Genomic DNA, 23,528 nt, shown 5'->3' with positions numbered 1-23,528 from the left:
GGCACGTCAGTCGGCCCAGGAGGGGTCCCACCGGTTGCCGGCGATGTCGATGAAGACCGCTACCCGGCCAAGGGGCTCGGTCCGAGGCTCCGGACGAAGGTGACGCGTGGGGTGGGGTCTCGCCAGACTTGTGATCAATGGCCGGCTGAGCGGCGTACGGACCGTGACGATCGACGTGAGCCGCAGCCCCGGCTCAGCGGCAGATCAGTGCGCGTGATGTCGTATGAGCATCAGGGCCGGGTGGCGCCGTCAACGGTGGTGCTTCCCTGCGGGCGAAGTGCGACTAGCAGGCTGTCGAGTTGACCCCAGGCCCGCGCGCTGGCGATGTGGTCGATGTAGTCCCGCGACTCGATGATGAGCCCGTCGCGGATGCGCATGACAAACACGCATGGCACGGTGAACGCCTCGCCTGTCTCCTCGACTCGCCCCTGATAGGCGAACTCGGCGACGATCACCTCCGGGTCGGCGGTGTCATGAATCGTGATGTCGACCGGATTGCGGTTCAGCGTCCGGCCGGCCGGTGGCGGCGCGGTGAAGTGCTCGTGCAGTTCGCCGCGGCTGCGTAGCGGCGGCGGGTCGAGTGGGTGGAACGGGTGCGTGACGTGGGTCTGCTCGGCATACAAGTCGGCCAAGTCCTCGTACGGACCGTCGCAGACGCCGTTCACCAGTCGTAGGAAAGTTTCGCGGGGGTTGCTCATGCGGGGCTTCCTTTGAATCGGCGGTCTCACTGTCGGCACACCGAGGGCCGTACCGGACGGCCGATTCCCATCGGCGGGCACCCTACCGATCTCAGCCTGATCTGACTGCCCCGAAGACGCGAAGCACCTGCGCAGCCGGTCACGGAAGAGTTGGCGAAGCGTCCCTACTCGGGCGACGTGTTGTACTGGTCGAGCGTTGCCTTCGACGTGGAAGCATCCCGGAAGGTCAGCTCCCATGGGCCGGTGTTGACGTCCATGTCCTTGCCGAACCCGACCCATTTGCCGGCCATCCGTCTGCCGGTGGGCTCCACCAGGAGCTGGATTGCGCCGTGGTACCGGGCTCCCCGGTAGTAGCCGGCGGGATCGGTCTGCTCCACCCAGGTGCCGGTGACCACCGCACCGTCGATGGTGAGATCCATTGACAGCGACGATGCTGCTGAGCCGGGCAGGCTGCGCACGGTCAGTCGGTCGCCGTGCTGGAGCACGACCACGAAGTGCTGCCCGGCGAATGATTCTCCCCGGCCGCTGGAATGGAACTGGTAGCGGCTGAGCCAGACACCCTCGTACGACGGGTGGACTGCGAGTGGCTTGGGTGTTGGCGTGGCCAGTTTGGACATGGGCGAGGTCAGATCGTGGCCACCGTGTTGGTCATCGACTGCATGGCCGTCGGGTATCGCAGCGAAGCCGAGCAGCGAGACCGGCAGACCGGTGACGACCTCCAGGGCGCGGGCATAGACGGGCCGTGGTGCGGCGATCGCGCCGGACTCCCAGCGCTGGACGAGTCTCTTGTTGGCGTCGTTCGGCTCGCCGACGCGGCGGCCGGCGGCCTGAAGCGCGCGGGCGAAGTCGTCCTGGCTCATGCGCATCCCGGTGCGGACCGCGCGTAGGGCGGTGTTCGGGGCATTCATGTTCGCCACAATACCGCTGTGTCGTCTGAATGTCGCCGTCAATGTGACCGGTATGCCGCATCCTGTGCCGTCGCGTCCGACGACAGTTAGGCGTCACTGTGGATGGCACGCGACGGCAGGGCCTGCCGGTGCGCCCAGCAGCGGAGGTGATGATGCCCAGTCCTGACGACGAGCCGGTCAGCCGGGGCGAGCAGATCGACGCCGCCGAGCGGGAAGACGCCAAACGCCGGTTGCTCGCGCGGGCCGAGGCTGAGCGGATACCGGTGCAGGAGACGACTCGGGCGGTGCCGGATCGGCGGTGGCGCGGTGAGCCGTGACCCGGTGCCGATCGGCCGACGCGTCGCCTACCTGCGGGTGCGGCGCAGGTTGTCGCAGCAGTCGTTCGCGGATCGATTGGGAAAGTCGAAGAGCTGGGTGGACAAGGTCGAGCGCGGGGTCCGCTCCCTGGAGCGGCTGTCGACCATCCGGGAGATCGCGGGAGTGCTGAGGGTCGATCCCGCAGCGCTGCTTGGTCGTGATGTTCAGCCTGCCGAGGTTGCCGAGCGCAGCGAAGACGTCGCGCGGATTCGGGCCGCGCTGTCCGCGTACCCAATGGCTTTTGGTCGTCAGGCGGACCGCGCGGTGATGCCGCCCGATCGGTTGGCTCGGGAGGTGCGGCACGCGTGGACGACCTACCAGCACGCCTGGTACCCACGTCTGATCGAGCTGCTGCCCACGGTGGTGACCGAGGTTCACCGCGCCCACGGTCAGCACCCGGACGCCGGGCGGGCAGCGGTGGTGGAGGTGTACCGGGTGGCGGCGGCGTTGCTGGTCAAGCTGGGGGAGGGGAGCCTCGCCTGGTTGGCCGTTGACCGGGCGATGTCCGCCGCCGCCGGTGATCGGGTGTTGCTGGCCTGCGCGGCGGTGCAGCTCGGCCAGGTGTTACGGGGATCGGCGCGGGTAGGGCCGGTGATGCTGGCCGCCGCTTCCCAGATCGCCGCTGGCACGCCGGAAGAACTGTCGCTGCGTGGATCGCTGCTCGTGCAGGCCGCCCTGATCGCGGCCAGGGCGGGTGACGACCGGATGGCCGGACGCCTGCTGGACGAGGCTGCCGAGCTGGGCGACCAGGTGGGCGACGGGCACGACCACTACCGGACGGCGTTCGGGCCGGCGGCCGTCGAGGTGGCGCGGGTCGCCGCCGCCGTGGAGTTGGGCGACGGGCCGGAGGCGGTCGCCCGGCACGAGAAGACGATCGGTAGGGACGGGTGGCGGTGGCTGCCGGTCGAGCACCGCGCCGCGCACCTGATCGACGCGGCGCGCGCCTACCTCCAGACGGACGACCCAGCCAATGCGGCCCGGGTCCTGGTAGGGGCCGAGCGCATCGCGCCCGCCGAGATCAGCTACCGGCCAGCGGCCCGGGACGTGGTCGCCCAGGTCGCCCGCGACCCGGCCGCCCCAGCCACGATTACCCAGCTCGCCATCAACCTCGGAGTGCTGTGAGCATGACGGCCAATACCGTCCCGGCTGTGGCGGCCAGAGCAGCGGCATGGCACACGTGTCAGCCGTCGGCGGTGACCGTCGGTCACCTCCGTCGGGTCGGGTGCCCTATTGAGCGGTATACCTCAGAGTCATATTCATACCTCTGAGGTATACCGCTCAACAGCACATCGGCAGGCCGGGCCAGCCAGAGTGCGGGAAGCCTCAGCGCCCCGCGTTCAGGTAGCGCAACACGGCGAGTACCCGCCGGTGGTCGGTCCGCGCCTGGGGTAGGTCCAGCTTGGTGAAGATGGTTGTCACATGCTTCTCCACGCTGCGCGGGGCGAGATGGAGCGACTCGCAGATGGCAGCGTTGGAACGGCCCTCGGCCAACATCCCCAGGACCTCTCGTTCCCGCTTGCTGAGGCGGGCGACGCCCGCGTCCACCGCCACTGTGAGAAGACCAGCACGCCGATGTCCGGGTGGGTCGTACGGATCGCCAATGCCGCCCGCAACCCCTCGTCGGTGAAGGTCGGTGGCATCCGCACGTCGACCACCGCCGTGTCCGGCCGGTGCTCGCTGACCGCCGCCCGCAGGTCGTCACCGTTGTCCACCGTCGACACGACGGTGATTCCGTGGTCGGTCAGCAGCAACCTGATCCCGTCGCGCAGTAACGGGTTGTCCTCGGCGATCACTACTCGCATGGCAACTCCACGGTGATGGTCGTCGGCCCGCCCGACGAACTAACTACCCACAGCGCGCCGTCCGGGGCGTACTCGCGCTGGACGTACCGCGGCGACCAGCGCGCCGGCCAGCGACGCCCCGACGGTGATGCCCAACGCGGCGGGCGGCGCCGCAGCCGACGGGTGGAACGTCACGCCGGGTGGGATCGCCCCGTGGCCGGTGAGCCCCGCCAACCAGGCGCGGGCGAGCAGGGCCCCGAGCGGCACCCCGAGCAGGGTCGCCGGCACCGCCACCGCGGCGGCCTGGGCCGCCACCGCGCGGCGCACCCGCCCGGGAGTGGCACCGACCGCCCGCACCAGCGCGATGTCCCGGCTCTGTCGGGCGATCGACGACGTCATGGTCAACCCGACGATCAACGCGGTCAGGTACACCGACACCACCACGAACAGCACGGCCATCTCGGGGAGCTGGCTCTCGGTCAGCGCCTGCCGGGCGGCCGGTTCCAACCGCGCGCCGGACATCGAGGAACTGGTGCCGAGCGCTCCGGACACCAGCGCGGCGGCCAGGCACTGCGTGATGAACGGGCCAGCGAAGGCCCACGGCTGCTTGCGCAGCGCCTGCCTGGTCAGCCCCGCGCTCACCGGGCCACCGCCGGGTCGTTCACGGTGGCGGCCAGTCGCGCCGCGATGCTCGTCGCATCGGGCGTCGGGCCGTCCGCCACCACCTCGCCGTCGCGCAGCAGGATGAGCCGGTCGCTCCAGGCCGCTGCCATCGGGTCGTGGGTGACCATCACCACCGTCACCCCGGCCCGGTCCACCCCGCTGCGAAACAACTGGAGTACCTGCCCGCCGGTAGCCGGATCCAACGCCCCGGTCGGCTCGTCCGCGAACACCACGGCGGGACGGCCAGCCAGCGCACGGGCGATGGCGACCCGCTGGCGCTGACCACCGGACAACTCGCCGACCGACCGATCGGCCAGCCCGGACAGCCCGACCTCGGCCAGCACCTCGTCGAGCGGGCGCGGGCGCGGACCACCCAGCCGGCGGGGCAGCAGCACGTTCTGCCGCACCGTCAGTTCCGACAGCAGGTTGTACGACTGGAAGACGAAACCCACCCGGTCGCGGCGCAGCCGGGTCAGCGCGCCTTCGCGCATCCGCGTGACATCCCGGCCGACCAGCCGGACCCGGCCCGACGTCGGCCGATCCAGCCCGGCCGCGCACTGCAGCAGCGTGCTCTTGCCCGATCCGGTCGCGCCCATCACCGCCACGAACGTGCCGGCCGACACGACGAGTGAGACGTCGCGAAGAGCGGCGACCGGCCGGCGGCGCGAGCCGTAGATGCGGGTCACCCCGTCGAGTTCCACCACGTTGTCCATGCGTTCCAGCCTCGACACTGGCGGCGTCACGGACATCCGGGTGGCCCGAACGGTACGGGTGCGGTTATCCGTACCGTCGCTCTCTCCGGCGCTGCCCTTGGCCGCCGTCGCGATGACCTTGAGAACCCCTCACCGGACGGCACGCCCGGAGCGAACCGTTTCGGCCCCAGCCCCAAGGGCCTGCGGCGCACGCCGGTCGATGACGACGCCGTTGCTCCCGTTCAGGAACGACCGATGGATCGGTCGAGAAAGTCGCGGATCATCGGCGCAGCGACGTCGAGCTTGTCTTCCAGCAGGAAGTGGCCGGTGTCGAGCAGGTGGAACTCGGCCGACGGCAGGTCGCGCCGATAGGGGTGGGCACCCTCGGGTGGGAAGATCGAGTCGTTCTGGCCCCAGATGATCAGCGTCGGTGGCTGATGGTCGCGGAAGAAGGCTTGGAATTCCGGATACAGCGTGACGTTGCTGCCGTAGTCGTAGAACAGATCCAGTTGGATGTCCGCGTTGCCGGGGCGGGCGAGCTGGGTGGCGTCGTGGGTCCACTGGTCGGGGTCGAGTCGGCTGAGGTCGTGCACCCCCTGCGTGTACTGCAACTTGACCGTGTCGGGGTCGAGGATGAAGGCGATGGCCTGGCGGCGCTCGTCGGTCTTCTCCGCCCAGTAGGCCTTGATCGGATCCCAGAAATCGCTCAGGCCCTCCTCGTACGCGTTGCCGTTCTGCACGATGAGCGCGCCGACCCGCTCGGGCCCCTTGAGGGCCAGCCGGAACCCGGTCGGCGCCCCGTAGTCGAAGCAGTAGAGCGCGTAGCGATCCACGCCGAGCTGGCCGAGGAGGCCGTCCATCAGATCCGCGAAGTTGGCGAAGGTGTAGTCGAACGTCGACCGGTCCGGGCTGGCGCTGTGGCCAAAACCCGGGAAGTCCGGCGCGATCACCCGGTACCGGTCCGCGAGCAGCGGGATCAGGTGGCGGAACTGCGAGGACGACGTGGGAAATCCGTGCAGCAGCAGGACCGCGGGGCCGTCGGCCGGTCCGGCCTCGCGATAGAAGATGTCGATCCCGTTCACCGTCGCCGTACGAAAGTGCGTGACCGGCAACTCGCCTTCCTGAACGGCGGCGGTCGACGGTTTCTGCGCAATCCCCACCATGGTGGAGTCCTTTCGGCATAAGGGAAAGCGGTGCCGCCCCGGGGAATCGCCCGGTCGGCTCATGCTTCGGCCAGCATGGCATGCGGCAGGGGACCCCACCTGCCGAAATCACTTACCGAATGCCGCTCAGCGCAGGTGGGTGCGGAGGAAGTCGAGTTCCAACGGAAGTAGCCGCTCGGCGGTGCCGTTCGCGGCCATGTGGGTGGCGCCGGTCAGCGGTAGCACGGCGTGCGGGCGGCCGGTGCTCAGCAGGGCCGCGGAGAGCCGGAGCGTGTGCGCGGCCACCACGTTGTCGTCGGCCAGACCGTGCACCAGCAGCAATGGGCGGGCCTGGTCCGGGCCGGTGACCGGCTCCGCCGCCAACTCGATCAGCGAGTGGTGCGCGTACACGTCCATGCCGTCCTCCGGCAGGCCGAGATAACGCTCGGTGTACGCGGTGTCGTACAGCGCCCAGTCGGTCACCGGGGCGCCCGCGATGCCGCACTTGAACAGCTCCGGGTGGCGCAACACCGCCAACCCGGCCAGCCACCCGCCGAATGACCAACCGCGCACCCCCACCCGACCCAGGTCCAGGTCCGGGTGCTTGCCGGCGAGCGCGGTCAGCGCGTCGATCTGGTCGGCCAGGATCACGTCGGCGACCCGCCGGTGGATCGCCTTCTCGAACGACGGCGCCACGCCCGGCGTACCCCGGTTGTCGATGGTGACCACCGCGAACCCGGCGTCGGCCCACCACTGCCGCTCCAGCCACGCGGCCCGGGCCGCCACCACCTCCTGGTGTCCCGGACCGCCGTAGATGTCCAGCAGCACCGGCAGCCGCCGGCCCGTCACATGGTTGTCGGGGTAGAGCACCGCCGCCGGCAGCCGCCGGTCGGTCACCCGCTCCAGCAGGGGCAGCGGAGAGTACGGCGGGTTGGCGGCCAGTGACCGCAGCTCGGCCAGCTCCTTCCCGCCGCGCGACACCGTCCACCGCACCCCGGCGTGGTCCAGCGAGGCGCTTCCCACCACCAGGACGTCCCCGCCGACGGCCGCCGTGTGCCAGCCCGAGTCGGTGGTGAGCCGCCGGGCGTCCACCCCGCCCCCGATGGTCGTACGGACCCGGAACAGGTGCCGTTCGCTCGGCTCCCCGTCACTCGCCTCGACCAGCAGGTCGGCGGGACCGCTGACGGCCGGCAGTCGACCCACCACCCGTCGCACGTACAGCGACGGGGGAGTGAGCAGGGTGCCGTCGGCGAACAGGCAGCGGGCGTCGTACCCGTCGTGGGCCAGCTCGCCGCCGACCAGCACCCGGCCGTCCGGCAGGTGTGCCGGCGTGCCGGCGATCGGCTCCACCCAGCGCGGATCGGCCAGCTCGGCGTGCACCTGCGTCTCACCGGTGCGCGGGTCCACCGCGAGCACCAGCCCGTGCTGCTGCGAGCGGCGCAGCACGGTGATCAGCGGGCTGGCCTCGCCCCAGCTCACCCCGGTCAGGTACGGGTAGGTCTCCCGGTCCCAGTGCACGTCGACCCAGCCGTCGTCCAGGTCCAGCAGGTGCAGGCTGACCTCGGCGTTCGGGCCGCCGGCCCGGGGGTACGCGACGGCCGTCGGCGGGCTGGCCGGCTCGGCCGGGTCGTGCAGGTGCCAGCGGTCCAGCCGGGACTCGTCCACCCGGGCGGCGAGCACCATCCGCCCGTCCGGGGCCCACCAGTAGCCCCGGTACCGGCCGAACTCCTCGGCCGCGATGTGCTCGGCCAGACCCCAGCTCACCCCGGCGTCCTCGCCAGCCAGCAGGGTGTCCGTGCCATCCGCCTCGATGACGCGCAGCTCACCCCGGCGCACTCCACCGGCGGCGTCGGTCACGTACGCCAGGCGTTCCCCGGTCGGATCCGGTCGAGGATCCAGCACCGGACCGACGGCGGCCACCTCCACCACGTCACCGTGCACCAGATCGGCCCGGAACAGCCGACCGGCCAGCGCGAACACCGCCACCCGGCCGGCGGCGTCCAGCGCGTACGAGCCGATGCCGGCGGCAGTGAGCCGCAGCCGTTCACGCAGCGCCCGCTCGCCCGGGGAGAGCGCCCGCACGTCACCCTCGGTGCCCAGCAGGGTCGCCGGGTCGGCCACCAGGCGTTCCTCGCCGGTCGCCACGTCCAGCAGCCAGAGCGCGTCCGCCGGATCTTCCGGGCCCGCTGAGCGCAGGAAGATCACCCGGGAGCCGTCTTCGGCCACGGAGACAGCGCGCGGCGCGCCGTGGCTGAACCGGCGGGTACGGGCGGCCAGCTCCGGAAAGTCCACAGGCCAAATCGTAGAGCCGCGCCGGGCGTGATGTGGCCGACCTGGGCGGACGCGTCGACGACCCCCGAGGGAGGACCGCCGGTTAGAGTGACCGTCGTGACGACGTTGCCCGACCGCCGCCTGCTGCTGGTCCACGCGCACCCCGACGACGAGTCGATCGGCACCGGCTCGACCATGGCCCACTACGCCGCAGCCGGCGCACACGTCACGCTGGTGACCTGCACCCTCGGCGAGGAGGGCGAGATCCACGTACCGGCGCTCGCGCAGCTCGCCGCCGCCGAGGCCGACCAGCTCGGCGGGTACCGGATCGCCGAGCTGGCCGCCGCCTGCGCCGCGCTCGGCGTCAGCGACCACCGTTTCCTCGGCGGCGCCGGCCGCTACCGCGACTCGGGAATGATGGGCCTCGCGACGAACGACCACCCCCGCGCCTTCTGGCAGGCCGACCTCGACGAGGCCGCCGGGCACCTGGTGGAGATCATGCGGGAGGTACGCCCCCAGGTGCTGATCACGTACGACCCGAACGGCTTCTACGGCCACCCCGACCACATCCAGGCGCACCGGGTGGCGATGCGCGCCGTCGAGTTGGCCGCGGCCGAGGGCTGCGCCCCGGCGAAGGTCTACTGGACGGCCATGCCGCTCAGTGTGCTGGAGGCCGGCATGGCGCACTTCGCCGAATCCTCGGACAATCCGTTCGCTGGCATCCAGGATCTGGCCGAGCTGCCCTTCGGCACCCCGGACGACCAGATCGCCGCCCGGATCGACGGCACCGACCAGCACGCGGCCAAGGAGGCGGCGATGCGGGCGCACGCCACCCAGATCCCGGCCACCTCCTGGCTCTACTCGATCGCCGGCAACTTCGGGGGCGAGTTCATGGGCGTGGAGTTCTTCACCCTCGCGGTCGGCGCGAAGGGGCCGGGCGTCGGCCCGTACGGCTGGGAGGACGACCTCTTCGCCGGGCTGCCCGGAGATGCCCCCGCGGACCGGTCCCCGGTCGCGGCGGCCGGTCTCCGGTGACGCTCCCCGCCGCGCCGATGTCGGTCGTGAACGACCAGGACACCCCGCCCGAGGCGGGGCCACCGCCGCGACTGCTGGACCTGGGTCTGCGGCTGACCGGCGCGGTCGTCGTGATGGTGGCGGGGGTCGTGACCGGTGTGCTGGAGCTGCTGCTCGCCACCCTCCGGGTCGGCGGGCAGCTCATCGGGGTCTCGGCGCTGCTCGCCGTCGGCGCCAACATCGTGCTGAGCTGGTTCGCGCACGAGGTGGTCGGCCGTCGCTGGGCGGTGGCGCTGCCGGCGGTGCCGTGGTTCGCCCTGATGGCGGTGGCCGCCATCCGCACCACCGAGGGCGACCTGCTGCTGGCCGGCGACAACTGGGTCGGCCTGGCGATGATCGTGGCCGGCGCGATGACGTTCGCCGTGATGGGTTTCCGGCAGATCCTCGCCCCGCCGCCCACTCTCGGCCGCTGGTGACGCCACACAGGTACGAGTGGTAGATATTCCTGCCAGGGATGCGGCCCCGCAAACGGGGCGTACGGCAGGAGGTCGTGCGATGGACAGACGGTGGCGGGCCATCGGGGTGCTCGCGGGAGGACTGTTCGCGGTCAACGTGGTCGCCCGGCTGATCACCCGGTTCGCTTTCGACGGTGACGACGCGGCGGCCGACCGGGTGTCGCTGGCGATGTTCGTGGTGATCGGGTTGACGCTGGCCGTGGTCGCCTTCCGCTGGGGACGCGTGCGGCCGCTGGCCGTGTGGGCGGGCGACGTGGCGGTCGTGGTGCTGGTGGCCATGGCCCTGACCGTGCTGGTCGGGCCACTGCTGGTGGGCCACAACCCGTTCGCCGGCGGCGCGGGCACGTTCTTCGCCCAGATCTGGCTCTACCTGCTCGCCACCGGCCTCGGGACCATGATCGGTTACCTGGTGGCGACCGCCCTCGGTCTCGACCACCGCTCGCGGCAGCTCAAGCGGTACGCCGAGGTCAAGGCGGCCAAGCCCCGCCGCGTGGTCCGCCGCTGAACGGACCGCGCCGCGGGCCTGGCGCGGGTCAGTGCGGGGCCACCCGGGTCAGGTAGGTGTGGTGGGTGGTGAAGCCGAGCGTCCGGTAGAGCGCCACCGCCGCGGCGTTGTGCTGCTCCACCTGGAGGAACGCGTGTGTCGCGCCGGCCGCGGCGCCCCACGCGACCAGCGTGTCGATCACGCGCCGGGCCAGCCCCTGCCGACGTGACGCCGGCAGGACCTCGATGAGGCTGAGCCCCAACCAACGCCCCGGACCGGTCACCGCGCCCCGCCCGATCGCCACCAGCGTGCCGTCGACGTACGCGTGGACGAAGCGGACCTGGTCCACGGCGGTGAGCACGTGGCGTGCGGCCTCCGGCAGGCCGCCCTTGCGGCCGGCGGCGATGGCCAGCCACTCGTCGCTCGGCGCGGTCGTCACCTCAATGACCGCGCCCTGTGGCCCGCCGGCCCCGGCGGCCGGGACGCCGTGGGCGGGCGTCGCCAGGGGCAGCGGCGCGGTCTGTACGAGTGTCGGTGGGCGGCTGTCCCAGCCGCGCTCGTCCAGCTCGGCGCCGACCGGCGCGGCGAGCGGCAACGGCGTGTTGATCATCGCGGGCTGACCCTGGTCGGCGTACCAGCGCTCGACCGCGTCCACCGCGGCCGCCAGCGGTCGGTCCGGATCGCCGATCGGCAGTGCCGAGTTGGCCCGGCCGGTCCAACCCTCGGCCGAGCGCAGCAGCCAGTCGCCGAGCCGGCCGCGCGTCGGCGCCGGCCAGGCCTCGTCGGCGGCCCGTTCGAGCGCCACCACCGCCGCGGCGGTCGGCCGGCGGGTCGGCGGCACCCGCTTGGCCCGGTGCACCTGCGCGACCGGTACCCGCAGCGGGCCCTGCGCCGTGGCGAGGGTGAGATGAGTCTCGCTCAACTCCACCAGCTCGCCGAGGGCATCGGAAAACAGCGGGCGGCCTTCGCGAATCCCCACAATCCGGCGGACCACGATCCGGTGTCCCACATCCTGCTGTCGGAGCACGATCGACCCCCTCCCCGGCGAGATACTAGGCTCTTACCGTCGCGGGAGATCGCGGCGCGTCTTGCGGAGGAGAAGACCGGTGACCTACATCATCGCCGAGCCGTGCGTGGATGTGCTCGACAAGGCATGCATCGAGGAATGCCCGGTCGACTGCATTTACGAGGGCAACCGGATGCTCTACATCCACCCCGACGAGTGCGTCGACTGTGGTGCCTGTGAGCCTGTCTGCCCGGTGGAGGCGATCTTCTACGAGGACGACGTCCCGGAGCAGTGGAAGGACTACACCGGCGCGAACTACGAGTTCTTCGAGGACCTGGGCTCGCCCGGGGGCGCCTCGAAGATCGGCAAGGTGGAGAAGGACGCCACCTTCGTCGCCGCGCAGCCGCCGCGCGGCGAGGGCCACTGAACCGGCCCGCGCCGGTCTCGGCACGGCTGCCCGAGTTCACCTGGGACACCCTGGACGCCGCGGCCACGCTGGCCGCGGCGCATCCGGAGGGCCTGATCAACCTCTCCATGGGCACGCCGGTCGACCCGGTTCCGGCGGTGATCCGTCAGGCGTTGGCGGACGCGTCCGACGCCCCGGGTTACCCGCTGACCGCCGGCACCCCGGCCCTGCGCGACGCGATCGCGGCGTGGGTCGCCCGGGCCTGTGGAGCTGGCGTCGACGGTCTCGGCGTCCTGCCCACCATCGGCTCCAAGGAGCTGGTCGCCTGGCTGCCCACCCTGCTCGGCATCGGCCCCGGCGACGTGGTGGTCGTGCCGTCGATCGCCTACCCCACCTACGAGGACGGGGCCCGGCTGGCCGGCGCCACCGTGGTCCGCGCCGACTCGCTCACCGCGGTCGGGCCGACCTCGCGCGTCCGGCTGGTGTGGGTCAACTCGCCCGGTAACCCGACCGGGCGGGTGCTGCCCGCGGCGCACCTGCGCAAGGTTGTCGACTGGGCCCGGGAACGCGGCGCGGTGGTCGCCAGCGACGAGTGCTACCTGCCGCTGGGCTGGTCGGCCGAGCCGGTCTCGGTGCTGTCCCCGCAGGTCTGCGGCGGCGACTACACCGGAGTGCTCGCCGTGCACTCGCTCTCCAAGCGGTCCAACCTCGCCGGCTACCGGGCCGGGTTCGTGGCCGGCGATCCGGCTCTCGTAGCCGAGCTGTTGAAGGTCCGCAAGCACGCCGGCATGATCGTGCCCGCGCCGGTGCAGGCCGCGATGGTGGCCGCCCTCCAGGACGAGCGGCACGCCGCCGAGCAGCGGGAGCGCTACCGCGCCCGGCGCGAGGTGCTGACCGCCGCGTTCACCGGCGCCGGCTTCACGGTCGAGCACTCGGAGGCGGGCCTCTACCTCTGGCTCACCCGCGACGAGGACTGCTGGCAGACGGTCGACTGGCTGGCCCGGCGCGGCATCCTGGTCGCGGCCGGTGTCTTCTACGGCCCCTCCGCGCAGCGGTACGTCCGGGTGGCGCTGACCGAGTCCGACGAGCACGTCGCAGCGGTCGCCGGCCGGCTGCGGGCCTGACCCCGGGCGGCCGGCGATGACCGACGGCGGCACCGGACGGTACGCCAACGTCCGGGCGGCGGTGCTCGGCACCGGCCTGATCGGTGGTTCGCTGCTGCTGCGCCTCGCCGATGCCGGCCTCGACGTGACCGGCTGGGATCCCGACCCGGTGACGCGGGAACAGGCCCGCTTGCGCGGCGTGTCGGCGCCGGCCACGATCGAGCAGGCCGTCGCCAGCCGGGACGTGGTCTTCCTCTGCGGTCCGCTGCCCACCCTGCCCCGGACTCTGGCCCAGGTGGCCGACCTGACCGCGCCGGGTTGTGTGCTGACCGACGTCGGCAGCACCAAGGTCGAGGTGGCTGCGGCCGCCGACGGGCTGGGGCTCACCGACCGTTTCGTACCCGGGCACCCGATGGCGGGCGCGGAGTCCGCCGGCCTGACGGCGGCCTCCCCGACGCTGCTCACCGGTGCCGCCTGGGTGCTCTGCCCGGCGACGGGTGTCGCGACGGTCGCCTTCCGCTGGCTGACCGGGCTGCTGGTGGAGCTGTTCGGTGCCCGCGTGGTGCCGATGTCCGCGCCGGCGCACGACTCGGTGGCCGCGCTCGCGTCGCACGTGCCGCACCTGTTGGCCGGCGCGTTGGCCGGGGCGGTGCAGCGGTCGCCACTGCGCGACGCCGTGCTGGCGCTGGCCGCGGGCAGCTTCTCCGACGGCACCCGGGTCGCCGGCACACCTGCCGAGCGGACGGCGAACATGCTGCTCGGCAACCGCGAACGGGTCCTGCACGAGCTGGACGAGGTTCGGGTGCTGCTGGACGAGTTGGCCGGCGCGCTGCGTGCTGGCGACGCGTCGGCGCTCGCCGCCGGGTACGCGCAGGCCGGCGCGGCGCGGTCGGCGTTGCGGGGCCGCCGGTTCGCGCCGGCGGACCGCGAGTTCCCGGCCGACGGCGACCATGCCGTCGAGGTGGCCTGGCTGCGCGGGCTGGGCGACGCCGGTGGCCACCTGACGGGATGCCGGATCGGCCCGGACGTCGTCTCCTACCCGGCGTGGCTGCCGGTGGCTGACTAGGCTGGCAGGCATGGCGACGGACGGCCCGGTTGTGCAGGTGCGCGGCGAGGCGACCCGGGAGGTGCCACCCGAGTTGGCGCGGTTCGCGGTCACCGTGACGGCCCGCGGTCGGGATCGGGAGGCGACGCTGACGCAGCTCGCCGAGCGGGCCGCCGCCGTCCGGGTGCTGCTGGACGGCGCCGAGCCGGCGGTGGCCCGACGGGAGGCCGGCGACCTGTGGGTCCGGCCGCAGACCAAGCGCTCGGGTGAGCGCGTCGTGGGCTGGCTCGGCAGCGTCACCACGACGGTCACCGTCACCGACTTCACCGCTCTGGGTGAGCTGATGCTCCGGCTGGCCGACCAGGACCAGGTCGAGGTGGCCGGCCCCTGGTGGGAGCTGCGCCCGGACAGCCCCGCGCACCGCGAGGCGCGGCACGCCGCGATCGGCGACGCACTGCTGCGCGCCCGGGAGTACGCCGAGGCCCTCGGCGCCCGCGTCACCGCGCTGATCGAGCTGGCCGACACCGGTCCGGGGGACCGGCCGATGTTCGCCCGCGCTGCCTTCGACGCCGGGGGCGGCGCCGGCGGCGGGGCGCCCGAGCTGGAGCTGGACCCGCGGCCGCAGACCGTGCAGGCGGCGGTGCAGGCCCGGTTCACGATCAGCGATCCGGTGCTGGGCTGATGCCGCAGGCCCGGGTGCTGGCCGTCGACGAGCTGGTGGCGCGGGCGCGGTCACTGGCCGACGCCGGCCCGCGGCAACTGCTCGGCATCACCGGAGCGCCCGGCGCCGGCAAGTCCACCCTGGCCGAGCGGATCGTCGCCGAGGTCGGGCCGAGCGCCCGGCTGGTGCCGATGGACGGCTTCCACCTGGCCCAGTCGCAGCTGGTCCGGTTGGGCCGCGCCGACCGCAAGGGCGCGATCGACACCTTCGACGCCAACGGGTACGTCTCACTGCTGCGCCGGTTGCGCCGGCTGGAGCCGACCTCGGTCTACGCGCCGGAGTTCCGCCGTGAGATCGAGGAGCCGGTGGCCGGGGCGATCGAGGTGCCGCCGTCGGTCCGCCTGGTGGTCACCGAGGGCAACTACCTGCTGGTGCCGGACTTTCCGTGGCAGGAGGTCCGGACGCTGCTGCACGAGGTGTGGTTCCTCGACCTGGACGTCGAGCTGCGCCAGCGCCGGTTGACCGCTCGACACGAGGCGTACGGGCGGTCACCGGAGCAGGCACGGGCCTGGGCGTTGGGCAGCGACGAGGCCAACGCGGCCCGCGTCACCCCCACGGCCGACCGGGCCGACCTGGTGATCCGCCTGCCCGACCCGCCGGTGGCCTGAGCGATTCCGTCAGCCCAGATCCGGGTTGCCTCGCGAGGGGACCTACTTCGGGATGCGGTTGAACCGGGTGGCGATGCCGCCGTCGAGGCGGATCGTGCCCACGCTGTTCTCCTAGTCGAGTTCGCGGACCGGTCGGGCCGGGTTGCCGACCGCGACCACGTTGGCGGGTAGGTCGCGGGTCACCACCGCTCCGGCGCCGACGACGGTGTTCGCGCCGATCGTCACTCCCGCGAGCACGATCGCGCCGCCGCCGAGCCACACATTGTCGCCGATGGTGATCGGTTTGGCGGCCTCCCACTTGTCGCGGCGCGGGCAGGGTTCCACCGGGTGGGTCGGCGTGAGGAGCTGCACGTTCGGTCCGACCTGGACGTCCGCGCCGATGGTGATCGCCGCGACGTCGAGGAAGACCGCGTTGTAGTTGACGAAGCTGCGGGGCCCGATCCGGATCTGCCAGCCGTAGTCGCAGTAGAACGGTGGACGGATCCAGGTGCCGTCGCCCAGCTCGCCGAGCAGGTCGCGCAGCACCGCGAGCCGCGCCGCCGGATCCGCCGCGAGGCTGGTGTTGAAGCGTTCCAGCAACCGGGCGGCCCGGTCCAGATCGGCGATGAGCTCGGGATCGTCGGCGAGGTAGGGCTCACCCGCGAGCATCTTGTCCTTCATGGAGGTCACCCGGTCGATGATGCCCCGCTGACCTGCCATCAGTTGGCAGGTCCGTTATATTTTGGCCCTCTTTTATGCATACTCGGTATGTAATACTGGCGGTGGTCAATGCGTCTCTTCTGGTTACCACGCTCCACCAAGGAGGATCCGTTGCATCGACGCAGCAGAATGATCGCCGCCATCGCCGCCGCAGCCCTCGTGCTGGGCACTCCGGTGATCGCCGCGGCCCAACCACCCACCAGCACCACCACGGCCACCAGCGCCACCACCGGCGCCGCCCCGCGCGCCGCGTCCACGACCACCGTCACCCTGCTCACCGGAGACCGGGTCAGCGTCACCGACTCCGGGTCCGCCTCCGTGCGCCCCGGTCCGGGGCGTACGCACCAGCGGTTCATCACCACCCGCGACCGTGGCCACCTCACGGTGCTGCCGCAGGACGCCCTGCCCCTGGTTCGTGCCGGCCGGGTCGACCGGCGGTTGTTCGACGTGACCGGGCTGATCGCCGCCGGCTACGACGACGCGCGCCGGAACGACCTGCCGGTGCTGGTCGCCGCCGACGCGGGCGCCCGGAAACGCGTCGCGGCGCCCGTCGGCCTGACCGTCACGGCGGAGTTGCCGGCCATCGGCGGGTTCGCCGCGACCGCCGACAAGCAGCAGGCCACCACGGTCTGGGCGGCGCTCACCGGCGCCGGTGCCCGGGTCGGCACGGCGGGGGGTGCCGACCGGATCTGGCTCGACGGTCGTCGGCAGGTCACCCTCGACCACAGCGTGCCGCAGATCGGTGCCCCGGCCGCCTACGCGGCCGGCTTCACCGGCCGGGGCGTCCGCGTGGCGGTGCTGGACACCGGGATCGACGCGAGCCACCCCGACCTGAGCGGTCGGATCGCCGAGGCACAGAACTTCACCGAGGCCACCGACACCGACGACACGGTCGGCCACGGCACGCACGTCGCCTCGATCATCGCGGGCAGTGGCGCCGCCTCCGGCGGCAAATACCACGGTGTCGCCCCGGACGCCACGCTGCTCAACGGCAAGGTCTGCGAGGAGCAGGGCTGCATGGACTCGGCGATCCTGGCCGGGATGCAGTGGGCGGCCGTCGACCAGCACGCCGACGTGATCAACATGAGCCTGGGCGGCACCGACACACCCGACGTCGACCCGTTGGAGGCGGCGGTCGAGTCGCTGACCGCGCAGACCGGCGCGCTCTTCGTCCTCTCCGCCGGCAACGACGGCACGGACGGCTCGGTCGGCTCGCCGGGCAGCGCCGAAGCGGCGCTCACCGTCGGCGCGGTGGACCGCGAGGACGCGCTGGCCGACTTCTCCAGCCGTGGCCCCCGGGTGGGCGACGGCGGGCTGAAGCCGGACCTGACCGCCCCGGGGGTCGGCATCGTCGCCGCCCGTGCCAAGGGCGCGCAGATCGGCGAGCCGGTGGGGGAGGGATATCTCGCGCTCTCCGGCACCTCGATGGCCGCGCCGCACGTCACCGGCGCGGTGGCGCTGCTCGCCCAGCAGCACACGGGTTGGGCGGCGGCCCAGCTCAAGGCGACCCTGATGGCCTCGGCGAAGCCGCACCCGGAGCAGACCGCCTTCCAGCAGGGCGCCGGCCGGGTCGACGTGGCCCGCGCGATCACCCAGCGGGTGACCAGCACCCCGGTCAGCGTCTCCTTCGGTCAGCCGGCCTGGCCGCACGACGACGACACCCCGGTCGCCCGGCAGGTCGACTGGCACAACGACGGCCCGGCGCCACTCACCCTTGACCTGACCCTGGAGGTGACCGGCCCGGACGGCCAACCGGCTCCGGCCGGCATGTTCTCCCTCGGGGCGGGTCAGGTCACCGTGCCCGCCGGCGGCACCGCGGGCACCACGGTCACCGTGGACACCCGGATCGGCACGGACGGCTACTGGACCGGCCGCATCGTGGCCCGCTCCGGCACCGCGGTGGCGGTCACCCCGGTCGCGGTGAACCGGGAGGTGGAGAGCTATCAGCTCACCGTCCGGCACCTCGACGACAGCGGCGCGCCCGCCGAGGGGTTCATCACCACGCTGATCCAGCTGGACACCCTCGACAGCCGCGACCTGTACGACCCGGACGGCACCGTCGAGGTCCGCGTGCCCAAGGGCCGCTACGCGGTGGCCAGCATCGTCTTCAGCGGGGACGTCGGCACGGCCCAACTGGTCCAGCCGGAGCTGGTGTTCGCCGGTGACGCCACCGTCACCGTCGACGCCCGCAGGGCACGGCCGGTGCGGACGACCATCCCGGAGCGGACTGCCGTCCCGGATCTGGTGGACATCGGCGCGAACTTCCTCACCGAGGACGGCGGCTCGTACGGCTTCGGTCTGCTCGGGTTGGACTTCACCGGGCTGGCCACCGGGCACCTCGGTCGGGTGGTCTCCGGCGCACGGTTCTTCGGCACGGTGAGCAGCCAGTGGCGCAAGCCGGAGGTGGCCAGCAGCCCCTACCTGTACGCGCTCAGCGAGAAGTTCCCCGGCCGCATGCCGACCGGCTTCGACAAGACCTACCGCGCTCGGGACCTGGCCACTGTCACCCACGAGTTCCGGGGCGGCTATCCCGGCATGGTCTCCGAGCGGGTGGTCTTCCCGCACCTCGAACCGGACCTGGGCGGCTGGGCGACGGTCCTGCCCACTGCGGTGCCCGGGCAACGCGTCGAGCACTACAACACCAACGGTCTGCGCTGGTCCTCCGAGCTGACGTTCGGCGTGCCCACGGAGGAGGGGTGGCTCGACACCAAGGCGGTGCTGGAGGCCGAACCGAAGGCGTACCGGGCGGGCCGGCACGTCAGGGAGACCTGGAACAGCGCGCCGTACGGGCCGTCCTTCCCCGCGCCGCGCTGGCCGGGCCAGGGCGTCACCCGCCTCGGTGACGAGATCCTGGTGAACCTCCCGCTGCACGGCGACGCCGACGGCCACGCCGGCCGGTCGATCACGGACGCCGGCCGAACCGCCCTGTACCGCAACGGCGTCCTGGTCGACGAGCTGACCGAGCCGGGGTACGGCCAGTTCACGGTGCCGCCCGGCGTCGCGGACTACCGGCTGGAGGTGTCGACGAAGCGCAGCTTCACCGACCTGAGCACCGAGGTCGGGGCGGCGTGGACGTTCCGGTCCGGGCACGTGCCCGGCGACGACTACCGGCCACTGCCGGTGTCGGCGATCCGGTTCACGCCTGCGCTGGACCGGAACAACGCAGCCGCGGCCGGCCGGAGCCTGGTCATCCCGGTGCAGGTGCAGCCACAGCCCGGTGCCCCCGGATCGCGCGTGACCGGGCTGCGGGTGGACGTCTCCTACGACGGCGGTCGGACCTGGCGACCCGCCCGGGTCCGGCACGGCGGCCACGGCTGGACGGCCACCGTCCGGCATCCGGCGGCACCCGGCCACGTGTCCCTGCGGGCCACCGCTCGGGACGCCGCCGGCAACACGGTGACCGAACGGATCATCCAGGCGTACCGGTTGCGCTGAGGCGTACCCCCGTCGGGTCCGCGGTCGAGCGCCGCGGACCCGGCGGGGCCGTCAGTCGTTGGCGTGCAGGGCGGCGTTCAGTTCGATGCCCCGGCCGGTGCGCGGGCGGGCCTCCAGCGCGCCCGTCACCGAGTTGCGCCAGAACAGCAGGCCGTCGACGCCGGACAGCTCCCTGGCCTTGACCACGCGGCCGTCCGGGAGGGTGATCTTCGACGCGGCGGTGATGTAGCAGCCGGCCTCGACCACGCAGTCGTCGCCGAGCGAGATCCCGACGCCGGCGTTCGCGCCGACCAGGCTGCGCTCGCCGATGCTGACCTTCTCGGTGCCGCCACCGGAGAGGGTGCCCATGATCGAGGCGCCACCGCCGATGTCGGAGCCGTCGCCGACCAGCACGCCCTGCACGATCCGCCCCTCGACCATCGAGGTGCCCGCGGTGCCGGCGTTGAAGTTGACGAAGCCCTCGTGCATCACTGTGGTGCCGGCGGCCAGGTGGGCGCCGAGCCGGACGCGGTCCGCGTCGGCGATCCGCACACCGGAGGGCACCACGTAGTCGGTCATCCGGGGGAACTTGTCCACCCCGTACACCGACAGGTGGCGACCCGCCGCCCGCTCGATCACCCGCAGCTCGTCCACCCGCTCCGGCGGGCACGGTCCGGCGGACGTCCAGGCCACGTTGGCGAGCTTGCCAAAGATGCCGTCGAGGTTGATCTGGTTGGGCCGCACCAGGCGGTGGGAGAGCAGGTGCAACCGGAGGTACGCGTCGGAGGCGTCCTTGATCGGGTCGTCCAGCGAGCCGATCACGGTGACCACCTGGACGGTACGCAGACCGGGCAGCGACCGGTCGCCCAGCGCGCCCGGCGGCAGGTCCAGCACGTCCGACTCGCCCTCGCCGGCGACCAGCGGCAGCTCACCCAGGCCCAGCTTGCCGGTCGGATACCAGGTGTCGAGCACCTGCCCGTCGGCGGTGACGGTGGCCAGGCCGATGCCCCAGGCGGAATCTGCGGACGTCACTGTTGCACCTCTCGGTCGCGGCCAGGCCGGCCTCGGCTCGCTCCTCGCGCTGACAGACCTGAAGGTACCGTGCGATCCATGCAGAACCCGCTGACCCCCGAGGTCCTCGCCGATCCGGTGCAGCTGACCCGCGTACTGGTCGACATAGAGTCCGTGTCCCTCAACGAGAAGGCGATCGCCGACTTCGTCGAGGAGGTGCTGCGGGGCGTACCGCACCTGTCCACGCACCGACACGGCAACACCGTGATGGCCCGCACCGACCTCGGCCGGTCGCAGCGCGTCGTGCTCGCCGGTCACCTGGACACCGTGCCGCTGAACAACAACTTCCCGTCGGCCATGCGCGGCGACCTGATGTACGGCTGCGGAACCTCCGACATGAAGTCCGGCGTCGCGTACGCCCTGCACCTGGCCGTGACGCTGCCCGACCCGCGCTACGACGTGACGTACCTCTTCTACGAGGCCGAGGAGATCGAGTCGCGCTACAACGGGCTGAACCTGGTCGCCCAGGCGTTCCCGGAGTGGCTGGAGGCGGACTTCGCGGTGCTGCTGGAGCCGACGTACGGCATCGTCGAGGCGGGCTGCCAGGGCACCATGCGGTCGGTGGTCACCACGACCGGCGTCCGCGCCCACTCGGCGCGCTCCTGGCACGGCGTGAACGCGATCCACGCTGCCGGTGAGGTGCTGCGCCGTCTCCAGACGTACGAGGCACGCCGGGTCACCATCGACGGCTGCGACTACCGCGAGGGCATGAACGCGGTACGGATCAACGGTGGCGTGGCCGGCAACGTGGTCCCGGACCACTGCGAGATCGAGGTCAACTACCGGTTCGCCCCGGACCGCACCCCCGCCGAGGCGGAGGCGCACCTGCGTGAGGTGTTCGCCGGCTTCGAGGTGCGGGTGACCGACACCGCTGCGGGTGCCGCCCCGGGGCTGGAGGCGGCCCCGGCGAAGGAGTTCCTGGCTGCGGTCGGCGCCGCGCCGATCGGCAAGCTGGGCTGGACGGACGTGGCCCGGTTCGCGGCCATGGGGATCCCCGCGCTGAACTTCGGTCCGGGCGACCCGAACCTCGCCCACCACCCCGACGAGCACGTCGAGATCAGCAAGATCCGTGACGGCGCGGCGACGCTGCACCGCTGGCTCGCCCCGGCCTGACCTGGTCGGGCCCGTTCCGGGCTGGCCGGTCGGCCCTGTTTCCGGCGATCAAGAGGTTCGCGTCAGCCTGGCCCGTTGTCGGCGGCGCGAACCTCTTGATCGGCTCCGGATCCGGTGGCGGCGGGCGACAGGGCGGGGTCGAGGTCACGGGCGCGGCGGCGCTCGGCCACCACGTCGTGGATCCGTCGCTGCATCAGTCGACGGATCCGGATCATCTCGCTGTTGCTGATCACGCTGTCTCCTCCCCCGAAGGCACGCGCCCGGGCATACCCGGTATGTGAATAGTAAGACGTACGGGGAAGCCAAATAGTTGCCCATGATCGCGAACTATTTCTCGGCGTCCGCGCCCCGCACACCCGGCGTGTGCGGCTCCACTACGGTTGCCTCATGAGCCAGAACAACGGGCGGGAGGCCGGCCGCGGCCCGGGGCAGGAGCGGCACCGGGGCGCCGTCACGCTGCGCCGGGGGGCGATCCCGAGCAGCACCGCCGACCAGCGGCTGCTGGACTCGCGCGGGCGCGAAGACTGGAAGACCAGGGACGCCTGGCGGGCACTGCGCATCCTCTCCGAGTTCGTCGAGGGCTTCGACACCCTCGCCGACCTGCCGCCGGCGGTAAGCGTCTTCGGTTCGGCCCGCAGCGGCCCGGACACGGCCGAGTGCCGGCTCGCCGAGGAGATGGGCGGCGCGCTCGCGCGGGCCGGTTACGCGGTGATCACCGGGGGTGGCCCGGGAGTGATGGAGGCCGCCAACCGGGGCGCCACCGAGGCCGGCGGGCTCTCCGTCGGGCTCGGCATCGAGCTGCCGTTCGAGCAGGGCATCAACGACTGGGTCGACCTGGCCATCGACTTCCGCTACTTCTTCGCCCGCAAGACCATGTTCGTCAAGTACGCGCAGGCGTTCGTGGTGCTGCCCGGCGGGTTCGGCACCATGGACGAGCTGTTCGAGGCGCTAACCCTGGTGCAGACCGGCAAGGTCACCCGGTTCCCGGTCGTGCTGATGGGGGTCGCGTACTGGCAGGGGCTGCTCGACTGGCTGCGCGACACCATGGCCGCCAGCGGCAAGATCGGCCCGGTGGACCTGGATCTGATCTGCCTCACCGACGACGTCAACGCGGCCGTCCGCCACATCGTCGAGGCCGAGGCGGCGCTCTCGGTTGAGCAGGAGGCGGTCCGCGACGAGGCGGTGGCGCGTACCGGCGCCGACCAGCAGGCCGCCGCCGAGCAGGCCCCCGACCGGCCCCGGGAGGGCTGATGGCGGCGGTCTGCGTCTTCTGCGCCTCGTCCCGCACCCTGGACCAACGCTGGCTCGACCTCGCCGCGGAGACCGGCGCGGAGCTGGCCCGGCGCGGGCACACGCTGGTCAGCGGCGGTGGTTGCGTCGGCATGATGGGCGCGGTGGTCGACGGCGCGCGGGCCGCCGGCGGGCGCACCGTGGGCGTCATCCCGCAGGCGCTCGTCGATCTGGAGGTCGCCGACCTGGCCTCGGACGAATTGCTGGTGACCGACTCGATGGCCAGCCGCAAGACGCTGATGATCGACAGGTCGGACGCGTTCCTCGCCCTGCCGGGCGGGCTCGGCACACTGGACGAGCTGTTCGAGGTCTGGACCACCGCCACCCTCGCCCTGCACACCAAGCCGATGGTGCTGATCGACGCCGACGGCTTCTACCGGCCCCTGCTCGACTGGCTCACCACCCTCACCGACCAACACTTTCTCAAACCCGCCGGGCGCAACCTGCTGACCGTGGTCGCCACGGTCCCCGAAGCCCTGAAAGCACTGGAGTCCCACCTACCCTGACTCCGGGTCCCACCCCGTCGG

24 protein-coding genes and 2 pseudogenes are annotated in these 23,528 nt (G+C 72.2%); 14 read left to right on the top strand and 12 right to left on the bottom strand.

Features of this window, described 5'->3' with window-relative positions; genetic code table 11:
• Positions 1-6: 6 nt before the first annotated feature.
• The 3 genes and pseudogenes from ABZT87_RS23835 to ABZT87_RS23825 all read right to left on the bottom strand — a co-directional run.
• Positions 7-90: pseudogene (locus tag ABZT87_RS23835) on the bottom strand (VOC family protein); the annotation flags it as partial.
• Positions 91-230: 140 nt separating this feature from the next.
• Positions 231-698 carry a nuclear transport factor 2 family protein gene (locus tag ABZT87_RS23830; RefSeq protein ID WP_354857040.1) on the bottom strand — a complete coding sequence of 156 codons (468 nt, stop codon included), beginning with the start codon at positions 696-698 and terminating at the stop codon, positions 231-233.
• Positions 699-862: 164 nt separating this feature from the next.
• Positions 863-1,615 (bottom strand): XRE family transcriptional regulator, encoded by a 753-nt coding sequence (locus ABZT87_RS23825; RefSeq protein ID WP_355063740.1) that lies wholly within the window; start codon positions 1,613-1,615, stop codon positions 863-865.
• Between the two features lie 143 nt (positions 1,616-1,758).
• Between ABZT87_RS23825 and ABZT87_RS23820 the strand changes: the two genes are divergently transcribed.
• Both ABZT87_RS23820 and ABZT87_RS23815 read left to right on the top strand, forming a co-directional pair.
• Positions 1,759-1,923, top strand: coding sequence for a hypothetical protein (locus tag ABZT87_RS23820; RefSeq protein WP_355138164.1), 165 nt, complete (start codon positions 1,759-1,761; stop codon positions 1,921-1,923).
• Entirely contained in the window at positions 1,913-3,085 is a 1,173-nt protein-coding gene (locus ABZT87_RS23815) for a helix-turn-helix domain-containing protein (protein ID WP_355138162.1), read from the top strand. Before ABZT87_RS23820 ends, ABZT87_RS23815 begins: the two co-directional genes overlap by 11 nt.
• Positions 3,086-3,286: 201 nt before the next feature.
• Here ABZT87_RS23815 and ABZT87_RS23810 read toward each other — a convergent pair.
• From ABZT87_RS23810 to ABZT87_RS23790, 5 genes and pseudogenes are all read right to left on the bottom strand, one after another.
• A pseudogene (locus ABZT87_RS23810) lies at positions 3,287-3,765 on the bottom strand (response regulator transcription factor).
• Between the two features lie 39 nt (positions 3,766-3,804).
• Positions 3,805-4,386: an ABC transporter permease gene (locus ABZT87_RS23805; protein WP_355138160.1), complete on the bottom strand. Its 582-nt coding sequence runs from the start codon at positions 4,384-4,386 to the stop codon at positions 3,805-3,807.
• The gene (locus tag ABZT87_RS23800; protein ID WP_355138158.1) at positions 4,383-5,120 is read right to left on the bottom strand and encodes an ABC transporter ATP-binding protein; all 738 of its coding nucleotides are present in this window, start codon (positions 5,118-5,120) and stop codon (positions 4,383-4,385) included. Before ABZT87_RS23800 ends, ABZT87_RS23805 begins: the two co-directional genes overlap by 4 nt.
• A gap of 221 nt (positions 5,121-5,341) precedes the next feature.
• Positions 5,342-6,262 carry an alpha/beta hydrolase gene (locus tag ABZT87_RS23795; RefSeq protein ID WP_355138156.1) on the bottom strand — a complete coding sequence of 307 codons (921 nt, stop codon included), beginning with the start codon at positions 6,260-6,262 and terminating at the stop codon, positions 5,342-5,344.
• Between the two features lie 126 nt (positions 6,263-6,388).
• Positions 6,389-8,533, bottom strand: coding sequence for a prolyl oligopeptidase family serine peptidase (locus ABZT87_RS23790; RefSeq protein WP_355138154.1), 2,145 nt, complete (start codon positions 8,531-8,533; stop codon positions 6,389-6,391).
• A gap of 87 nt (positions 8,534-8,620) precedes the next feature.
• On the opposite strand from ABZT87_RS23790, the gene mshB reads away from it, so the two are divergent.
• The 3 genes from mshB (at position 8,621) to ABZT87_RS23775 (ending at position 10,546) form a co-directional block, all read left to right on the top strand.
• Entirely contained in the window at positions 8,621-9,547 is a 927-nt protein-coding gene (gene mshB, locus ABZT87_RS23785; RefSeq protein ID WP_355138152.1) for an N-acetyl-1-D-myo-inositol-2-amino-2-deoxy-alpha-D-glucopyranoside deacetylase, read from the top strand.
• Positions 9,548-9,564: 17 nt separating this feature from the next.
• Complete coding sequence (locus ABZT87_RS23780; protein ID WP_354857025.1) at positions 9,565-10,002, top strand: hypothetical protein; 438 nt, start codon at positions 9,565-9,567, stop codon at positions 10,000-10,002.
• 79 nt (positions 10,003-10,081) lie between these two features.
• A complete protein-coding gene (locus ABZT87_RS23775) occupies positions 10,082-10,546 on the top strand; it encodes a hypothetical protein (RefSeq protein ID WP_355138150.1) in 465 nt (154 codons plus the stop codon).
• A 28-nt stretch (positions 10,547-10,574) separates the two neighbouring features.
• On the opposite strand, the gene ABZT87_RS23770 is transcribed toward ABZT87_RS23775, so the two are convergent.
• Positions 10,575-11,552, bottom strand: a complete 978-nt coding sequence (locus tag ABZT87_RS23770) for a GNAT family N-acetyltransferase (RefSeq protein ID WP_355138148.1) — start codon at positions 11,550-11,552, stop codon at positions 10,575-10,577.
• 79 nt (positions 11,553-11,631) lie between these two features.
• Here ABZT87_RS23770 and fdxA point away from each other — a divergent pair, with 79 nt between their 5' ends.
• From fdxA to ABZT87_RS23745, 5 genes are read left to right on the top strand one after another with little or no spacing between them, the layout of a single operon-like run.
• Entirely contained in the window at positions 11,632-11,958 is a 327-nt protein-coding gene (fdxA, locus tag ABZT87_RS23765) for a ferredoxin (RefSeq protein ID WP_007464872.1), read from the top strand.
• Positions 11,955-13,061, top strand: coding sequence for a succinyldiaminopimelate transaminase (gene dapC / locus ABZT87_RS23760; RefSeq protein WP_355063796.1), 1,107 nt, complete (start codon positions 11,955-11,957; stop codon positions 13,059-13,061). Before fdxA ends, dapC begins: the two co-directional genes overlap by 4 nt.
• A gap of 16 nt (positions 13,062-13,077) precedes the next feature.
• Positions 13,078-14,106, top strand: coding sequence for a prephenate dehydrogenase/arogenate dehydrogenase family protein (locus tag ABZT87_RS23755; RefSeq protein WP_355138146.1), 1,029 nt, complete (start codon positions 13,078-13,080; stop codon positions 14,104-14,106).
• 10 nt (positions 14,107-14,116) lie between these two features.
• Positions 14,117-14,767 (top strand): SIMPL domain-containing protein, encoded by a 651-nt coding sequence (locus tag ABZT87_RS23750; protein ID WP_355138144.1) that lies wholly within the window; start codon positions 14,117-14,119, stop codon positions 14,765-14,767.
• Complete coding sequence (locus ABZT87_RS23745) at positions 14,767-15,414, top strand: nucleoside/nucleotide kinase family protein (RefSeq protein ID WP_355138142.1); 648 nt, start codon at positions 14,767-14,769, stop codon at positions 15,412-15,414. The genes ABZT87_RS23750 and ABZT87_RS23745 overlap by 1 nt, the downstream gene beginning before the upstream one ends.
• 111 nt (positions 15,415-15,525) lie before the next feature.
• Here ABZT87_RS23745 and ABZT87_RS23740 read toward each other — a convergent pair whose 3' ends face one another.
• The gene (locus ABZT87_RS23740; RefSeq protein ID WP_355138140.1) at positions 15,526-16,113 is read right to left on the bottom strand and encodes a sugar O-acetyltransferase; all 588 of its coding nucleotides are present in this window, start codon (positions 16,111-16,113) and stop codon (positions 15,526-15,528) included.
• Between the two features lie 129 nt (positions 16,114-16,242).
• Here ABZT87_RS23740 and ABZT87_RS23735 point away from each other — a divergent pair, with 129 nt between their 5' ends.
• A complete protein-coding gene (locus tag ABZT87_RS23735; RefSeq protein WP_355138239.1) occupies positions 16,243-19,548 on the top strand; it encodes a S8 family serine peptidase in 3,306 nt (1,101 codons plus the stop codon).
• Positions 19,549-19,599: 51 nt separating this feature from the next.
• Here ABZT87_RS23735 and dapD read toward each other — a convergent pair whose 3' ends face one another.
• A complete protein-coding gene (gene dapD / locus ABZT87_RS23730; protein ID WP_355138138.1) occupies positions 19,600-20,559 on the bottom strand; it encodes a 2,3,4,5-tetrahydropyridine-2,6-dicarboxylate N-succinyltransferase in 960 nt (319 codons plus the stop codon).
• A gap of 78 nt (positions 20,560-20,637) precedes the next feature.
• On the opposite strand from dapD, the gene dapE reads away from it, so the two are divergent.
• Positions 20,638-21,711 carry a succinyl-diaminopimelate desuccinylase gene (gene dapE, locus ABZT87_RS23725; protein WP_355138136.1) on the top strand — a complete coding sequence of 358 codons (1,074 nt, stop codon included), beginning with the start codon at positions 20,638-20,640 and terminating at the stop codon, positions 21,709-21,711.
• A 62-nt stretch (positions 21,712-21,773) separates the two neighbouring features.
• Here the strand turns inward: dapE and ABZT87_RS23720 are convergent, their stop codons facing one another.
• Positions 21,774-21,944: a hypothetical protein gene (locus ABZT87_RS23720; RefSeq protein ID WP_354861505.1), complete on the bottom strand. Its 171-nt coding sequence runs from the start codon at positions 21,942-21,944 to the stop codon at positions 21,774-21,776.
• Positions 21,945-22,098: 154 nt separating this feature from the next.
• Between ABZT87_RS23720 and ABZT87_RS23715 the strand changes: the two genes are divergently transcribed.
• Together ABZT87_RS23715 and ABZT87_RS23710 are read left to right on the top strand one after the other, a co-directional pair.
• On the top strand, positions 22,099-22,962 hold the full coding sequence (locus tag ABZT87_RS23715) for a TIGR00730 family Rossman fold protein (RefSeq protein WP_354861504.1): 864 nt from the start codon (positions 22,099-22,101) through the stop codon (positions 22,960-22,962).
• Positions 22,962-23,507 carry a TIGR00730 family Rossman fold protein gene (locus ABZT87_RS23710; RefSeq protein ID WP_355138134.1) on the top strand — a complete coding sequence of 182 codons (546 nt, stop codon included), beginning with the start codon at positions 22,962-22,964 and terminating at the stop codon, positions 23,505-23,507. The genes ABZT87_RS23715 and ABZT87_RS23710 overlap by 1 nt, the downstream gene beginning before the upstream one ends.
• Positions 23,508-23,528: the final 21 nt, after the last annotated feature.

Origin of the sequence: Micromonospora sp. NPDC005237 (assembly GCF_040607775.1) — a bacterium.
Classification (GTDB): domain Bacteria; phylum Actinomycetota; class Actinomycetes; order Mycobacteriales; family Micromonosporaceae; genus Micromonospora.
The sequence above is the reverse complement of the archived record's forward strand: the minus strand, read 5'-3'. Positions and strand labels throughout refer to the sequence as shown.

What these genes read in the sequence shown, in the direction of transcription:
- ABZT87_RS23830 (WP_354857040.1), bottom strand. Translation starts at nt 698, where the DNA reads ATGAGCAACCCCCGCGAAACTTTCCTACGACTGGTGAACGGCGTCTGC.
- ABZT87_RS23820 (WP_355138164.1), top strand. Translation starts at nt 1,759, where the DNA reads ATGCCCAGTCCTGACGACGAGCCGGTCAGCCGGGGCGAGCAGATCGAC.
- ABZT87_RS23800 (WP_355138158.1), bottom strand. Translation starts at nt 5,120, where the DNA reads ATGGACAACGTGGTGGAACTCGACGGGGTGACCCGCATCTACGGCTCG.
- ABZT87_RS23795 (WP_355138156.1), bottom strand. Translation starts at nt 6,262, where the DNA reads ATGGTGGGGATTGCGCAGAAACCGTCGACCGCCGCCGTTCAGGAAGGC.
- ABZT87_RS23780 (WP_354857025.1), top strand. Translation starts at nt 9,565, where the DNA reads ATGTCGGTCGTGAACGACCAGGACACCCCGCCCGAGGCGGGGCCACCG.
- ABZT87_RS23775 (WP_355138150.1), top strand. Translation starts at nt 10,082, where the DNA reads ATGGACAGACGGTGGCGGGCCATCGGGGTGCTCGCGGGAGGACTGTTC.
- ABZT87_RS23755 (WP_355138146.1), top strand. Translation starts at nt 13,078, where the DNA reads ATGACCGACGGCGGCACCGGACGGTACGCCAACGTCCGGGCGGCGGTG.
- ABZT87_RS23750 (WP_355138144.1), top strand. Translation starts at nt 14,117, where the DNA reads ATGGCGACGGACGGCCCGGTTGTGCAGGTGCGCGGCGAGGCGACCCGG.
- ABZT87_RS23745 (WP_355138142.1), top strand. Translation starts at nt 14,767, where the DNA reads ATGCCGCAGGCCCGGGTGCTGGCCGTCGACGAGCTGGTGGCGCGGGCG.
- ABZT87_RS23740 (WP_355138140.1), bottom strand. Translation starts at nt 16,113, where the DNA reads ATGGCAGGTCAGCGGGGCATCATCGACCGGGTGACCTCCATGAAGGAC.
- ABZT87_RS23735 (WP_355138239.1), top strand. Translation starts at nt 16,243, where the DNA reads ATGATCGCCGCCATCGCCGCCGCAGCCCTCGTGCTGGGCACTCCGGTG.
- dapE (WP_355138136.1), top strand. Translation starts at nt 20,638, where the DNA reads ATGCAGAACCCGCTGACCCCCGAGGTCCTCGCCGATCCGGTGCAGCTG.
- ABZT87_RS23715 (WP_354861504.1), top strand. Translation starts at nt 22,099, where the DNA reads ATGAGCCAGAACAACGGGCGGGAGGCCGGCCGCGGCCCGGGGCAGGAG.
- ABZT87_RS23710 (WP_355138134.1), top strand. Translation starts at nt 22,962, where the DNA reads ATGGCGGCGGTCTGCGTCTTCTGCGCCTCGTCCCGCACCCTGGACCAA.